The sequence below is a fragment of the Cytobacillus sp. Bac17 genome (assembly GCF_024519925.1).
Lineage (GTDB): Bacteria > Bacillota > Bacilli > Bacillales > Cytobacillaceae > Cytobacillus > Cytobacillus pseudoceanisediminis.
The window spans coordinates 33,085-48,844 of record NZ_JALJRC010000007.1 but is presented as its reverse complement, the minus strand read 5'-3'; the positions used below and the strand labels follow the sequence as shown (position 1 = coordinate 48,844).

Sequence of the window (15,760 nt, the reverse complement as noted above, 5' to 3'; positions counted from 1 at the left end):
TCTATGTTAAGCAGGAAAGTGCTATAAAAGGAAACACCCGCTTTTCAGCGGGTGTTCAGCTTTATATGAGGGCTTTTGATGAGACAATCACGCCATCTTCATCTGCATAGACATATTCTCCCGGCTTCCAGTCAATCCCTCCGAACGTAACCGGGATGTTTCGATCCCCTTTTCCTTCTTTTCGGCTTTTTAAAGGATTGCTGCCTAGTGCGAGGATGCCTGTATCAAGGCTTCCGAGCTCTACTGTATCCCGGACGCACCCATAAATGATCACACCGGCAAGCTTTCTCGATTGAGCAATTTCACCAAGCCTGTCACCCATTAAGGCGCATCTTTTTGATCCGCCGCCATCCACCACCAGCACACTTCCCTCTGGAATGGACTCCAGTGCCTCTACTACCAGCACGTTATCTTCAAACACTCTAACCGTTGAAATGGGACCGGAAAACTTTCTTTTTTGCCCATAAGATTTAAACTCCTGCTGACAAATGAGCAGTTCTTTGCTGTGGTCATCACATAAATCGGCCGTTTTGAAATCCAAAAGAGATCCCCTCCTTTAGCGCTTTTGGCTGTAAAACACTTTATGCCATCTTCTTTACTTCGATATGCAGCACCCTGTTCCCTTCCTTTTTTAATAATCGAAAGGGAAAGATTGAAGATTTCTGGCATATACCTTTTAGTAAGGAAACGCTCTTGGTTCAGAAAAGCGGAAGCGCCTTGCCCACAAAGGAATGCAGACTCGCTTTCGGTCGTGCGATGTTTATGCTTTCGAAGCCTTCCCTGTCCTGCGGGCCTCAGGCATAAGACGGTTCCTGTAAGAAGGCGTTCATCCTTCTGATAGTAAAGGCATAGATCTGAGAGTCCTTAGGAGCCGCAACAAGACATGCTTGCAGCATCGGGTGGGCAGGCGGCTGCTTGCGCTGGACAGTTATCGGCGTTCAAAATTCTATCTTTTAAAAATATGGAGGTTAAAGGATGGCTCTAATGTGGGCAATTACAATCGGTTTTATGGTTTCATTGGGACTGGCCGGATTTATGCTTGTCCATTTTTTAAAGGGTACAATGGATTCCAGTGATTCCACGACAGTTGATAGGATTCAGAGTGATCCGGAAGAGTAGAGAAAATAGGCTGCAGTATGTGCAGCCTCTTTCTTAGTTTTGGCAATTTGCGCAGTAAAACGTTTTCCGGGAAGAAATTTCTTCTTTCACTATAGGGCTGCTGCAGCGGAGGCAGGGTTCTCCTTCTCTGTCATACACTCTGCACTGCTCATTATATCCCCCGGTTTTGGCATCTCCTTTAAACAAAGGCTCTTCCATATAGCCCCCAAACTGAATGGCCCGGGTTAATACGCCCTTCATGGACTGATACAGGATTTTTATTTCATCCTCATCCAATTCATCTGCTTTTCTCATAGGCAGCAGCCCAGCCTCAAAACAGATTTCATCGCTGTAGCAGTTGCCGATTCCCGAAAGAAACTGCTGATTGATGAATGTCGTTTTCAGCATGCCTCTTCTGCTTCCGAGCCGTTCGCGGAAGGCCGGAAATCCCAGCGTTTGACCCAGAGGCTCCGGCCCAAGATCTGAAAGCTCCTTTTCCACCTCTGTGTCTGTCAGCAAGTGCAGATAGCCAAGTCTTAGTCCAATAAAATAGAGCTTTTTATCTCCAAAAGAAATAATAACCTGTTTCGTGCGGTCAGGATTGTCCGCTTCATTGCCAATATACATCCAGCCGCCCAGCATCAGATGCAGCAAAAGATTTTTACCGGAACTCAGCTTGAAAATAAGATGTTTAGCCCTTCGGGTGATTTCGGTTATTTGTGCATTTATCAGCTGACTTTTTAATTGGGCAGGCTGCACGTTGATGGACTTTTCCCGATTTACTTCTACATCAGTAATGACTTTACGGGCCAGCTGCTCCGTTAACAGCCTTCTGTAGGTTTCCATTTCCGGAAGTTCAGGCATAGTGTCAGCTCCTTCCTAAAATACTGTATCCTTAGTATTTAATGGAAGGAATCACTTCATTCCTGAAAACTGCCACCTTGAATTTTTTTACAAATGTTCAATATTTCGCAACAGTAGTTTCCAATATTTTGATGTTGGAAATGTTGAAATTAAAGGGAGGTTTTTCCAAATGAAAAAGAACTATTCCAGCAAGCAAACTTTTATGTTTTTTATTATTTATTTTGCGTTATTATGCTGTTTAATTTTTGCGGCTGTCACCCTTAAACCTTCTTTTCAACAAGAACAGCCTTCAGAAATTTCTTCTGCTTTTTCAAAAGAACTCCAGATTCAGAAGAACAAACAGGAAATGAAAGCAGCTGAGAATGAAGGGAAATGGCAGCCATCCAATACCTTTGTGATCACAGCCATTTCCATTGGCTCTTGCCTGGGTATCATCGTTGTGCTACTTTGGGCCCGTCATGAAAACAAAAAGAAACAGCAAGGGCAAGTCTCTAACCCGAATAGATTGACCAATAAGAAGTGGTTCTGGTACTTGGTTTCAATGGGCATTGTTCTGCCCAAGGATGGCAAATTGACATTCAGCCTGAAAAACTTCGTCTTAACTGTTACCTTGTTGGTTTAATTGAAGCATTGGCTGTTTGACCAGCTTGAGAGCATCTAATAGTCATCCCAGACTCCGAATAATAGCCTTATTCAGCTGCGCAATAATATCATCCGCATGTTCAATTCCGATGGATATCCGGACCACCTGCTTAGTAATGCCAAGTTCCCTGCATACTTCAGGAGGCAGTGCCCTGTGCGATGTGGTCAGAGGGTGGGATACGGACGTTTCAACACCCGCAAGTGTCGGCACAATTTTAATCCACCCCAGCTCTTTAAAAAACTCATTCACATCAGCACTGTCAGCCAATTCAATCGTAACAATGGCGCCGAATCCTTCTTCACCATGCTGAAAAGGATAATAGACATTTTTTATTTCTTGATTTTGCCTTAATGCCTTTGCCACTCTTCCGGCATTTGCTGACTGCTGCTTCATTCTGAGAGCCAGAGTTTTCGCTCCCCTGCATGTCAGCCAGGCTTCAAACGGACTTAAATTAACCCCGAGGTTTACAATTTTTCCGCGTGCTCTTCCGATCAGCTCTTCATCTCCAGCCAGGACACCTGCTGTAATATCGCTATGCCCGCCTAAATATTTGGTTGCACTGTGGACGACTAAATCAATGCCTATCAAATAAGGCTGGCAATGATATGGAGTGGCAAATGTATTATCGATCAGGGTTACGAGATTATGCTTCTTCGCCAGGCGGACGACTTCTTCAAGGTTTTCCACCCGCAATAAAGGATTTGTGATGGATTCAGAATAAAGAAGCTTTGTATTCTCCTGTATGGCTTCCTCCACCTGCGCAGCATCAGAAAAAGGAACAACGGTTACTTCTATGCCGAGCTGTGTCAGCTCTTCCTTGATTAAATGGAAGCTGCCGCCGTACAGGTCATCCGCTGCCACAATATGGTCGCCGCTTTTGACTACAGCAAGCACTCCCGCCAGAATGGCGGATAAACCGGATGAGGCAGCCGTCCCGGCCGGTGCTCCTTCCAGGGTGGCAATTAATTCACCAAGCTCATCCGTATTCGGATTGCCGACCCGGGAATAAAGATAATTGCCGTTTCCCTGATAAAATCCCTCCAGCTCATCCAGATCATTGAATGCGAAGGCGGAAGTTTGATAGATCGGTGTTACTTTACTTTTAATCTTGCGTTTGCTCTTATTTTTCAAGTGCAGAACAGAAGTCTCGAATTTCATTTGGCCTTTCCCCTTTAAAAGAAATAAGGGCTGGACAATGCCCAGACCTTCAAAAATTAGCTGAATTATAGAAAAATTATATCAATACAGCTTTTATGCGTCAATGAAGGAAAGAATCTCTATTTTACTTCCTTCAGAAAGCTTTTAGTCCTGATGCCTGTTCGCCGAATGATTAAAGTTGTGTCTACATTTATATCAGCATCAGCAAATTTTTCGTCCCAGTTTTTCTGGACTTTTTTGAAATTCTGATAATCCTGTCTAAGCACATCTTCACCAAAGCCAAAAATATCGGTGCCATATTCCTGCTGAACCTTCTCAATCGTTTTTGTGACCATTTCATTAATCTGTTTTTGGGCAGCTTCTCCACTTTCTTTATATGTCTTTGCTTTATCAAGCTGATTGTTGCAATGAGTTCCGTCAATATATGCCTCTGCTCTGATTTTTACATTAATCTTTGCTTTCCCATTTTCGAGTTTCCCTTTAATCTTTGTCCTTGTATCATATACTCTAAGCCCCATATACTCGCTTTCACTGCATTTTACGGTAATGGATGTTTTATTGATTTTATTCTGAATCCATAAGTAATTTCTTGAATCCTCCAGTGTCAGAAATCCTTCGAGCTTATCACCTTTGAATATAGCCAGTGAGTCCAGGACCACAAGCGCATCCGGGGTGACCTTCATCATATTTTCCGCACTCGCGCCAGCTTCCGGGTCACCCTTAATCCTGACAGCGGCCATTACAGGCTGACGTCCCGGTGCTGTCCAGGCTGTAATGACATCATTCATCCTCACTCCTGGGTCTCCCCCCCAATCCTTCATCATGGTGTCCAGCTGAGTGTGCAATTTTAAAGAAGTAGATTTCTGAAATTGATACGTCACTTTTAATACATCGGATCCCTTCCCCCCCCTTGCAATCAATATATTAAAATCATCCCGGATTTCCCGATTTCTCTCCAGAAAATCAATAAAGTCAATAATGCCTTCTTTAGCAAGTTCCTCCCCAATAATCAAAGTGCGCATGTGGGAATAGATCAAATGCCTGGATATCCCTTCATTCACTCTATAGGTCAGTTCTGCCAGTGTGTTTCCTTCAGCAGAATAAACAATAGATGGCGCATTTCCGCTGGCGGTGCGGTTATTCAATTCTGTCGCATTTATGCCTTCTACAGTCAGGATATACTTATCGTTCTCGCCCTTATCCACAGCCATTCCTGTTACAACAGTTATTTCACTCAGCTCTCTCTGATCCCAGCATCCTGAAAGCAGAATAGCCGTCAAAATAACGGCAAACATCACACCATATTTTCTCAATTGGACTGCTCTCCTTCCATTGGAGGAGGAGAAGGCGACCCGGTCTTTGGAAACTTTTCAGGATTCTGTGACTTTAGATAAGCTGGCCGCTTCCTCATGCTCCAAACCGGGAATCGGAAAAAGACATCTTTCTGCTGCTCGATGATAAATGGAGCAACCGGTGAAAGATACGGAACGCCAAAGGATCTGAGTGAGCTTAAATGGGCGACAATAAAAACAAGTACTATCAGGACCCCATACAGGCCCAGGAAAGCCGATACAATGATCAGCAGGAATCTTAACAGCCTTGCTGCTGCAGCAAAACTATAAGTGGGTGATACAAAATTGGCAATGGCTGTAATGGCAACAATGATGACCATTATATTCGATATAATCCCTGCTTCAGCTGCAGCCTGTCCGATGACGAGCGCGCCAACAATTGAAACAGTCTGCCCGACAGCCCTTGGCATTCGAACACCGGCTTCACGCAGAATCTCAAAGGTAACTTCCATCAATAACACTTCAATGACTGCCGGAAATGGCACCCCTTCCCGCTGTGCAATGATCCCGAGAAGCAGAGGTGTCGGCAGAAGCTCATGATGAAAGGTTAAGATTCCGACATATAAGGATGGCGTAATCAAGGCAATCATAAACGATAAATACCTGATCAATCTTAAAAAGCTTCCCATCATGAAGTTTTGATAATAATCTTCTGCAATGGAAAAGAAATCTACCAGAACAGCCGGAACCACCAGCACAAAAGGAGTCCCATCAACAAGGATGGCAATTTTCCCTTCAAGCAAATTGGATGCCACGGCATCAGGCCTCTCTGTATTCAGTGCCAGCGGAAAGGGTGTAGCGGATTTGTCTGCAATCAGCTCTTCAATATTTCCAGATTCAAAGATTGCGTTCACTTTGATTTGACTAAGCCTTTTGCGGACTTCCTGGACGATCTTCTCATTTGATATGCCTTCCATATATCCGATGTATACGGAAGTATTAGTCTCAGATCCAATGATGAATTTTTCAAAACGAAGATTTCTGTTCTTAATTCTTCTCCTCAGGAGACGAACATTTGTTGAAATCGATTCTACAAACCCATCCTTTGGACCCCTTATCACGGTCTGGGTGCTTGGCTCTGTTACTGATCGGTCTTCACCTGAAGCCATGGAAAGGGAAAGCGCTTTTTCCATATCTTTAAAAAAGATAATGATGTTTCCATAAAGCAGAGCAGTAATGATATTATCGAACGATTCAACCAGCTGGTAGCCTGCCCCTCCGAATTTCTCCTTGCATAGTGATTTCAGATCGTCCTCCGTTGTTAACTCAATGCCATCCTCCTTCCCGCTGAGTGATTGAAGAATCGTTTCCTTTAATAACTTTGTATCAATCATAGTTGTAAGGTAGATGAGCAAAGCATCTTTCCCTTCTGTTTTCAGCTCATCCATGCTTAAATCAACCGTGCTTCCGAACTCTGCATTTATTCTGTTTTTCAGCTGTTCCAGGCTCATGCTTTTAAGATCTGGGTCAGTGTTTGCAGCTTCCTGAGGCTGAACAGAATATTCTTTTTTGCGCATTTTTAATAGTGATTTAAGAATACTCAAAACTTCATCCCCTTCACGCCGGGTTTAGCCTTTTTCTTTCGCCGCTTCCATAAAACCGCGATCAGCAGAAGTGATGGCAGTCCGAACTGCAATGGCAAGTGCAAAAAGTATGGGACCATCTCAAGCCCCTCCTGCCAATGATCACCGAAGTTCACGGATATTAATATAGAAAAGGATGAAACAATCATGGCTACAGGCAATGAAAAATACCGGTAAGGAAGGCGGAAGGTGTACTCAAGGCCTTTCAATCCTGCAAACATGAATACAGAACCCTTTACCAGAATCCCCAGCATCATAATAAATACAACGAGTGCATCAATTCTTTCAATGAAATTGCCGATGGAGACCTCACGAGCTGAGCTGAGCATGGGAAAATTGGAACGCTGCAAAGCATCAGCCCCCAGTGTGACAATCATCAGAAACATTGCAAATAATAAAAGCGCACCTGCAATTCCCACTCCGAGCATGGACACACGCAGGCAATATTTAAAGTTGGTTACAACTGGAAGAATGAGTGTAAATGCGATAAGCTCTCCGAAAGGGAACACGATCAAAGTTGGAAATAGCGCATTCAAAACCGGTTTAAGCCCATCTCCGAGCACAGGCTTAATCTCATATAAATTGGCATTGCCGCTTGCAAATAATAGGATGGTCAGAAGAAACAAAAAGCCGAATAAATAAGGAGTAAAAATTTCCGAGGTTCTGCCAAGGACTTCAAGACCGAGATATAAAATATAGGCCATCAGCAGACAGATAGTCAGCGAGATAATTTCAATCGGCGTCGACGGCAGAATGGCCGAAGCAATCAATTCGCCAAAATCACGGACCACCCTGCAGGCAAGGTATAAGAAATAAACCACGTAAGTAATAGAAAAAATAATTGCAATCGGCCTTTTAAAGCCAAACTCCATAATCTCGAAAAAATTTTTTCCAGGCACCCGGCTAATTAGGAGGTAATAGAATAGCATGACTCCAAACCCTATCATTATGGCGGCTGCGATCGCAATCCAGGCATCCTTCTTGGCATCCCCGCCTACTCCGACAACAATGGCGCTTCCTAAAAGGAAATTGATCAACAATGTCAGCAGCTGGCTGAGAGAGATATTCTCTTTTAACATTCCATCACCAATCCCTTTTAAAATGTTCGTTCAGTTAGCATGTCCCAGCGATTCCTTACCTGGATGACCCTGATTTTTTTTTCGCTTTAAAAAGACGAAAATCAATGACTGCACTTGAAAGCAGTCCAATAAGTACAGAAACAACAACGATCATTCTTCCAGTGGCAATTTCTGTATACAGTAAATTCCTCAAAGCTTCCAATATCGTATAATCAAATATTTTCATATCAAAAAGTGCAGTTAATATAGTCAATAGCAGAAAAATGCTCAGATAGCTAAATGTAATCATGACTGTACCCCATTAACATTCGATACTGTATATCTTTTCTCGGCCTGCACATTTTATCCAGAAATGATGAAAAAAACAGTGAAAAACCGGTTTTACCCTTCCACCTGATTAATTAAGAATTTAATGGGTATGGTTATAGAAGGAGAATTTGTATAGGAATAGGGTTTGCAGGAAAAATTATGAACGAATATAACGTTACAGGAGGACAGGGTATGACGACATCCAACCACAAAACGCCCCAATATCCAGAGCCTTATTGGAGGGAGGAGGAACTTCCGGCCTTCGATAAGCTCAGAGAAGATGCTCAAACGGAAATTGCCATTGTAGGCGGCGGCATCACAGGCATTACAGCGGGTTACCTTCTTGCCAAAGAAGGCTTTAAAGTGTCCATTCTTGAAGCCGGCAATATATTAAACGGGACTACCGGCCATACGACAGCAAAATTAACAGCACAGCATGGATTAATTTATGATGAATTGATCAGTCATTTTGGCGAGGAAAAAACCAAACTCTATTATCAGGCTTCAACAGATGCTATAGAATTTGTCCGGAACATTGTATCAGAAAAACAAATTGATTGTGATTTCAGCAACGAAGAAGCAATCATATATGCTGTTTCAGAAGAGTATGCACGAAAAGTTGAAAAAGAGCGGCAAGCATACGAAAAACTCGGAATTCCAAGCGGAATGAAAGAGAGCATTCCTTTTAACATCAACACAACAGCGGTGCTCTCCATGTTTGATCAAGCCCAGTTTCATCCGCTGAAATACCTGAAAAAGCTTCTTAAAGACTTTGTGGATTTGGGCGGTATTGTTTATGAAAATACAACAGCTGCAGACATTGAAGATGGCAGCCTGCCTGATGTCGTGACCAGAGAAGGCCATCGCCTGAAATGCAAATATGTCATTGCAGCTTCCCACTTCCCTTTTGCGGATAAGAAAGGTTTTTATTTTGCCAGATTATCTCCGGAAAGATCTTATGTACTTGGCGTAAAAACTAAAGAGGATTTTCCTGGAGGCATGTATTATAGTGCCGATTCACCGACCCGCTCACTGAGGTACACACCCTATAACGGAGACAAACTCATTTTAGTGAGCGGCGACAGCCACAAGACGGGTCATGGACCAGATACGATGAAGCATTACGAAGCCCTTGAAGCCTTTGCGGAAGAGGTGCTCGGCATAACCGATTATCCTTATCGCTGGTCTGCCCAGGATTTATATACGCTTGATAAAGTCCCGTATATCGGCCCAATTACGTCCAAACAGAAGAATATCTTTGTCGCAACAGGCTACCGGAAATGGGGAATGACAAACGGGACAGCAGCTGCAATGCTGATAAAAGATCAGATTATGGAAAGGGACAACCCTTATGCCGAGCTGTTTACCCCATCCAGATTTCAGGCTGACCCAAGCATCAAGAAATTTATTGCAGCCAATACTGATGTAGCTGGACAGCTGATTAAAGGGAAGCTTGAATTTGTGCCTAAAGAAACGGCAGATCTGTCTCATGATGAAGGCGGAGTCGTAATGATCAATGGCAAGCGGACAGGTGCTTACAGGGATCCTGAAGGCAGCCTCCATCTTGTAGATACAACCTGCACCCACATGGGATGTGAATGCGAATGGAACCACGGCGACCGCACCTGGGACTGCCCATGCCACGGCTCCCGCTTCTCCTATGACGGAACAGTCGTTGAAGGTCCGGCAGCCAAGCCTCTGAAAAAGGTTGAAGAATAACTTGAAGAAAAAAGACAGTTCTCCTGAGAAAACTGTCTTTTTCTATGGATTTATCAGCATTTTTGCGAGGATTCACTTGCTTGTTTTGGAGATAGTACCAATTTATGAGCGGATAAATCTTTTTATGTGCGGATAGCTTATTTTTATGTGCGGAAGCACTTTTACTATATAAATCTGGCTGCCTGAGAGATTGTGACTGCTTTTACTTTCGGATAGCTGGGTTTTACTTGCAGATAGCTCTTTTTTATTTTCGGATAAACCCTTTTATTGCCGTATAACTCATTTTTATTTTCAGATAGCCTTTTTCACGCCTAACAAAAAATCCTCCTTCTATAAAGGAGGATTTGCTCATCAGTCCTGCACGTTGTTTTCTTTCTTTTCTTTGCTTCCCGTTGTGAATTCAACAAGCTCTTCGCTTGTGCGCTGCGGTCTGTGTTTATTGTTATTGCGCTGTGCATTGCCGTTTCCGCGTTTAGTTCTGCCCATATTCTCATCTGCTCCTTTTTTGTTTTTCAGAAGTAGTATGAGTCAATTAACCGGCAGTTATTCTATGCCAGCACTCCAAGTTCTGGAGCTTTCCTATGCCTGGTGGCATGCTCAAAGGCATAAGCAAGCTTAATAAGGAGCGGCTCACTGTAGGCAAGTCCTGTAAATGTAATGCCCACAGGCTCACCTTCAGGCGTATAGCCGGCCGGTACTGTGATGGATGGATATCCCGCTTTTGCAGGGATGCCTGCTCCATAATTATTCGGAAACACGATGGCATCGAGGTGATGCTCTTTCATCACGTAATCAATGCCCTTCTCTCCTGAAAAATAAATATCTTTCTCAAGTGCAGATATATAGGCCATTTCCGTCAGATTTCCGCTTGTCTCCTCTGCCTCAATCAGGATGGATTGGCCGTATTTTAAGCACTTTTCGCTATTATTTTCATTAAAATGAATGACATCGGACAGGGTGCGAATATTAAGGTGCGGTGCGACCGTTCGCAGGTAAGCATTCAAATCTGCCTTAAATTCATATGTCAGGACATCTCGGCTCCACTCCTCTTTAGTGGATGGGATCACCACCTCGTCTACCACCTCTGCACCCAGCTCCTTTAAATCGTTTACTGCCTTATTCATGACTGAGAGCTTTTCAGAACTTAGGTAGTCAAAATAAGTCTCCCGGGCAATGCCGATTCGTGTACCTTCTAATCCGGCTTCATCAAGGAAAACGGTAAAATCCTTGCCCCGCAGATCTTTATTTGTCATGGTAATCGGATCATTTTCGTCAGATACTGCAAGTACGTTTAATAATAAAGCGGCATCCTTAACCGTTCTCGCCATAGGACCGGCAGTATCCTGGCTATGGGCAATTGGAATAATGCCGGTTCGGCTGACAAGTCCGACTGTCGGCTTAATTCCAACGAGAGAATTCTGACTGGCAGGACTTAAAATGGAACCTGATGTCTCCGTTCCGATGGCTGCGGCCGCAAAATTAGCGGCGATGGCTGCACCCGATCCTGCACTGGAGCCACCCACATCAAATTTACCCGGTCCATATGGATTCAGCGTCTGTCCGCCTCGTGAACTGTATCCGCTTGGCATCCCTTCCGTCATAAAATTGGCCCATTCTGTCATATTGGTTTTTCCTAAAATGACGGCTCCCGCTTGCCTTAATTGAGAGGCCACAAACGAATCCTTCTGTGCACAATGATTCTTCAAGGCGAGTGAACCTGCAGTTGTCTGCATTTTGTCCCCTGTATCGATATTATCCTTTAACAATATGGGAATGCCGTGAAGAGGGCTGCGCGGCCCCTGTTCTTCTCTTTCCGCATCTAGAGCAGCTGCAATATGCAATGCATCCGGATTGAGTTCTAACACAGAATGAATGTTTTCATCCAGCTGTCCAATCCGGTTCATGTACATCATTACAAGGTCTTTGGAGGTAATTTCCCCATTCTGCAATTTTTCCTGCAATTCATCTATCGTCGCTTCAAGCAGATCTTCATCATGAAAGCTCTTTAGCCTTGGATTCTCCATTATTTGATTTCCCCTTATTCTTTAGTTAAATAAAGCTCCACTTACTAATTCGCTTAGAAAAGGGGAAATTCCTTTATATAAGAAAAATGCCAGGCACCAACTGATATAGGTGCCTGGCTGTTTGATCTTTATACGATATGGCCGCCTCGCATTACTTTCTTTTCTGCAGTGTGGCCTAGTTCTTTTGCCATTTTCTTGAGTTCGCGCTCTTCTCTTTCAGTAACCAGAGAGATAACGGTTCCGCTTGCACCGAATCTTCCTGTTCTTCCCGAGCGATGGACATATTGATTCATATCTTTCGGGAAGTCGAAATGCACCACATGGGTGACTCCTTTGATGTCCAGCCCTCTTGCCGCAACATCTGTAGCAATCAGCATATTGGTTTTGCCTGTGCGGAAGTTTTTGATTGCTTTCTGTCTGTCGAATTTGCTCAGATCGCTGTGCAAAGTGCTTGAAGAGATGTTTTTAAAATCAAGCTTTTCTGCCATGACGGTCAGGTTGCCAATATCCTTAACGAATACCAGTGCTTTAATGTCCTCAAGCCTTGAGATTTTTTCGAGCATCTTAATTTTATCCCTTGCTTCTGCCACAAAATAAATATGGTCCACACCTGCAGCCTGAATGGTTTCATCCTTCTCAACACGAATCACTTCAGCATCAGCTGTCAGCTCTTTCGCAAGCTGTTCAACAACCGGAGGCAGTGTGGCTGAGAATAGCAGGACCTGGCGTTCTTTAAGCGTAGACTTAACAATATTTTGGACAGTCTGAGCATGTTCTGGAACAAGAAGCTGGTCTCCTTCATCGAGAACAACTGTTTTCACTTCATGCATTTTCAGCTTTTTCTGTTTAATCAGCTCAAGCACCCGGCCTGGCGTTCCCAAAGCAATATGCGGATGCTTCTTCAATTTTTCAAGCTGCCTTTTTACGTTGGCTCCGCCAATAAAAGAAGCGGCTTTAATCCCGCTGCCTTCTGCCCATTTTTGGATCTCGCTTAATATCTGCATCACAAGCTCCTGTGAAGAGGCTAAAATGACGGCCTGAACCGCCTGTTTATCCGGGTCAATATTTTCAAGGACCGGCAGCAGGTAAGCAAGTGTTTTGCCTGTTCCAGTCGGGGACTCGGCAATAATATCCCTGCCTTCCAAAGCCAGCGGAACCGCCTCTGCCTGAACGGTCGTCGGCTGTGCAAATGCAGACTTTTCCCATGCCTTCTGGATAAATGGCTTCATATCTTCAATAAAAGATTGTGTCATATGTTACTCCTTTTAACTTTATTACGTGTAATCAAATAATTATTTTTAGTATAGCCGAAAATCGGAAAAAACTAGTATCGGTAATGATACTAGCTTATAGGCAGGAAGTTGTCCACCCTTAACAGAAAAAGGCGCGAAGCCATTTCTGGCTCGCACCTTTAAATCTTATTTGTGAATCCATACTGCTCCGGCAGAGTTGTCCTTTGCTTCACCGACCACTTGGAATTTCAGGCCATGTTCCGGAACAATTCGTCCAGCATCAGGAATGAGGCTGTTGATGTATGTTTTAGAATCATCAAAAACAGATATTCCCTTTAAACCTGGGTAGTCATAATCACCTCGGGTTGGCGAGCTTACTTCCCATGCTGGTGTTTTGTCCAAGGAAAACGCAGCATCTGCAATCTGATATCTTGTGCTTTGAGATACCGTTTCTTTTCCATCTAGCAGACCGGTAATGGCTTCCGGATGTGAATCCACCACTCCAAGGAAACCTTCTCCAGGATGAACACCAACCCAGTTATCTGTGTGGCTGTCATCTGCATACCAAACAACTAAACCAGTGTTATATTTTACTCCTCTTGATTGGGCAAGTGCCGTATCAGAGCCTGAGTAGTTTCTCCACTCCAGATAATAATGGTTCTTCGCATAGCTGATTCCGTTGGAAACAATGAATCCGTCAAGAGTCATCTGAGATTCGCCTTCAGCATCGTCGGTAAAAATAACTTCCTCATCAGCCGTTACGGAAATATTATCAATAGCAAATCCATCTAATGCCAGTCCACCATCTGTTACATATTCGAATGTCAGGCTAACTTTTTTACCGGCAAATTCGCTTAAGTCATATGTCTTATCTGCCCATTGTCCTTTTGAAGATTCAGCACGGGCATCGCCATCTGTATCATCATCACCAATTACATCGAGCTCAGCTTCTGTCCCATCGGCTGCTTTTGCAGTAACCGTTAGATAATCATAATCAAACTCAATATCATAATAAACTTTCGCATTGAAGGCAGCTGTTTCAGCATTTGTTAAGTCAAATTCAGGTGTCGTCAAAGTGGTATGAAGGTCATCGCCTTTTGTGCTGTAGTAATATTTCTCACCGAACGCTGGTGCAATTCCCTTCACTTCTTTTTCAGGAAGATTTACTTTTACAATTCCCGGGTTTTTAGATTTGGTTACACTTTGGTCAATAACAGTTGCCAAGCCTTTTTTATCAATATCTGCATAATTTATTTCCATAATATTGGCCCAGTTTCCGCCCATGCCTTTTTGAAAGAATTCTTTGTTTTGCGGCGAGAAGCTTGTAGGCTCAGTACCTGCAATTTTTCCGTTCCAGCTGCCGCCGCTCATGATGGACCAGGAAGCAACCGGCTCACCTTGACCGGTGTATTGTGTATCATACTCATCCGGCAATCCCAAATCATGTCCGAACTCATGTGCAAACACCCCGACAGCTCCGTCTTCAGGCTGAATCGTATAATCAAATGCGCCCATTTTTCCGCCCCAATAATCTACCTTGGCAGTTGTATTCGGAACTGCAAATACTCCGTCAAGCGTCCAGCGGTGAGACCAGATGGCATCATCACCGAGCGCACCTCCGCCAGCTTCCTGCCCTGTACCAGCGTGGATAATCATGAGATGGTCAACTAATCCATCAGGCTCATTAAAGTTACCATCTCCATCTAAATCATATAGATCAAATTCATCGTATGCAGAAAGATCCATTCCAGCGTCTGCAGCTGCTTTTAAAGCCTCTTTTACTAAGTCCCGTGGCCCAAGAGGAGATAGATTGTCATGGCCTCCGTTAGGGCTATCATCACCATAATCACTCGCATTTCCAGGGACCGTCAGCCATTCAGAAACAGTGCCGTCAACCGTATAGCTGCCTCCGGACTGTTCTTCATAGAACTGCTTAAATGTTTTTACTTTATCTCCATTAAATAATTCAAATTCAGTATCGCCAAACATTAGTTTTTCATAGTGCTCTTTGCTGAAATCATCAGCATACATATAGCCCTCTTCCTGTATTACATTGTTATGCTTGAAATCTTCAAATTCAGTTAATAGCACAAGCACTTTGTCTGTTCTGACACCGCCATTGTAGTTTGCTTCTTTGGCCGGATCTACTTTTACATAGCCGTCCGGTTTGCCCTTTTTATAGTTTTTATGGCCTTTATTCAGCTGCTTTGACAGCTTGTCTTTTTGTTTGGTTAAGAATTCTTTTGTTTTTTTGTCAAACTCATCCTTATGGTCATGGCTATTTTTTGTACTTCCAGGCTGCTTTTCACCTTGTTTTTCATTTATGTAATCCTTTACTGCCTTTTCTACTTCTTTTGAGGAAGCATCCTTTTTAACTAATCCTCTTTCTTTTAATGCCTTTCCCAGGCGTTCTTCATTCACAATGTTCAAATCAATCGGTGCAGAAAGTTCCTCAGCTGAAGCTTTTGAAGGAGCTGCTGTTGTCCCGGCAAAAGATCCCGCAAATAGTGCAGCTGCCATCATCGTGCTGGCTGTAATGGAAGATACAACCTTAAAAGGTTTATTCTTATTACTCATTCTTATAGCCTCCTATTTAGTTTTTCTGAATTTTCGAAGTGCGAGATTAATTCTATCAAACTAACATAAAGTTTTTAATAGTCTAACAATACTGTTATTTTAATATTTTGATAATATTTGAA

At 43.4% G+C, this 15,760-nt stretch carries 14 protein-coding genes; 3 read left to right on the top strand and 11 right to left on the bottom strand.

Annotated features, from left to right (window positions below; genetic code table 11):
* Positions 1-61: 61 nt before the first annotated feature.
* A complete protein-coding gene (gene rraA / locus NR125_RS11150) occupies positions 62-541 on the bottom strand; it encodes a ribonuclease E activity regulator RraA (protein ID WP_009334972.1) in 480 nt (159 codons plus the stop codon).
* Between the two features lie 434 nt (positions 542-975).
* On the opposite strand from rraA, the gene NR125_RS11145 reads away from it, so the two are divergent.
* On the top strand, positions 976-1,119 hold the full coding sequence (locus NR125_RS11145) for a hypothetical protein (RefSeq protein WP_198286722.1): 144 nt from the start codon (positions 976-978) through the stop codon (positions 1,117-1,119).
* Positions 1,120-1,152: 33 nt separating this feature from the next.
* On the opposite strand, the gene mutM is transcribed toward NR125_RS11145, so the two are convergent.
* Positions 1,153-1,962, bottom strand: a complete 810-nt coding sequence (gene mutM / locus NR125_RS11140) for a bifunctional DNA-formamidopyrimidine glycosylase/DNA-(apurinic or apyrimidinic site) lyase (protein WP_009334973.1) — start codon at positions 1,960-1,962, stop codon at positions 1,153-1,155.
* Between the two features lie 169 nt (positions 1,963-2,131).
* On the opposite strand from mutM, the gene NR125_RS11135 reads away from it, so the two are divergent.
* On the top strand, positions 2,132-2,584 hold the full coding sequence (locus NR125_RS11135) for a hypothetical protein (protein ID WP_009334974.1): 453 nt from the start codon (positions 2,132-2,134) through the stop codon (positions 2,582-2,584).
* Between the two features lie 42 nt (positions 2,585-2,626).
* Here NR125_RS11135 and NR125_RS11130 read toward each other — a convergent pair whose 3' ends face one another.
* From NR125_RS11130 to NR125_RS11110, 5 genes are all read right to left on the bottom strand, one after another.
* A complete protein-coding gene (locus NR125_RS11130; RefSeq protein WP_009334975.1) occupies positions 2,627-3,763 on the bottom strand; it encodes a trans-sulfuration enzyme family protein in 1,137 nt (378 codons plus the stop codon).
* Between the two features lie 119 nt (positions 3,764-3,882).
* Positions 3,883-5,076, bottom strand: a complete 1,194-nt coding sequence (locus NR125_RS11125; protein ID WP_071155816.1) for a Ger(x)C family spore germination protein — start codon at positions 5,074-5,076, stop codon at positions 3,883-3,885.
* The gene (locus NR125_RS11120) at positions 5,073-6,659 is read right to left on the bottom strand and encodes a spore germination protein (protein WP_071155814.1); all 1,587 of its coding nucleotides are present in this window, start codon (positions 6,657-6,659) and stop codon (positions 5,073-5,075) included. The genes NR125_RS11125 and NR125_RS11120 overlap by 4 nt, the downstream gene beginning before the upstream one ends.
* Entirely contained in the window at positions 6,656-7,777 is a 1,122-nt protein-coding gene (locus NR125_RS11115) for a GerAB/ArcD/ProY family transporter (protein WP_009334982.1), read from the bottom strand. Before NR125_RS11115 ends, NR125_RS11120 begins: the two co-directional genes overlap by 4 nt.
* A 55-nt stretch (positions 7,778-7,832) precedes the next feature.
* A complete protein-coding gene (locus NR125_RS11110) occupies positions 7,833-8,066 on the bottom strand; it encodes a hypothetical protein (RefSeq protein WP_071155812.1) in 234 nt (77 codons plus the stop codon).
* Between the two features lie 212 nt (positions 8,067-8,278).
* Between NR125_RS11110 and NR125_RS11105 the strand changes: the two genes are divergently transcribed.
* Positions 8,279-9,805: an FAD-dependent oxidoreductase gene (locus tag NR125_RS11105; protein WP_071155810.1), complete on the top strand. Its 1,527-nt coding sequence runs from the start codon at positions 8,279-8,281 to the stop codon at positions 9,803-9,805.
* A 351-nt stretch (positions 9,806-10,156) separates the two neighbouring features.
* Here the strand turns inward: NR125_RS11105 and NR125_RS11100 are convergent, their stop codons facing one another.
* The 4 genes from NR125_RS11100 to NR125_RS11085 all read right to left on the bottom strand — a co-directional run bounded on the left by NR125_RS11100 (position 10,157) and on the right by NR125_RS11085 (position 15,638).
* Positions 10,157-10,291, bottom strand: a complete 135-nt coding sequence (locus NR125_RS11100; RefSeq protein ID WP_019382593.1) for a hypothetical protein — start codon at positions 10,289-10,291, stop codon at positions 10,157-10,159.
* A gap of 62 nt (positions 10,292-10,353) precedes the next feature.
* Complete coding sequence (locus NR125_RS11095) at positions 10,354-11,829, bottom strand: amidase family protein (RefSeq protein ID WP_256815331.1); 1,476 nt, start codon at positions 11,827-11,829, stop codon at positions 10,354-10,356.
* 128 nt (positions 11,830-11,957) lie between these two features.
* Positions 11,958-13,082, bottom strand: a complete 1,125-nt coding sequence (locus NR125_RS11090) for a DEAD/DEAH box helicase (protein WP_009334990.1) — start codon at positions 13,080-13,082, stop codon at positions 11,958-11,960.
* 165 nt (positions 13,083-13,247) lie between these two features.
* Positions 13,248-15,638: an immune inhibitor A domain-containing protein gene (locus tag NR125_RS11085; RefSeq protein ID WP_071155807.1), complete on the bottom strand. Its 2,391-nt coding sequence runs from the start codon at positions 15,636-15,638 to the stop codon at positions 13,248-13,250.
* Positions 15,639-15,760: the final 122 nt, after the last annotated feature.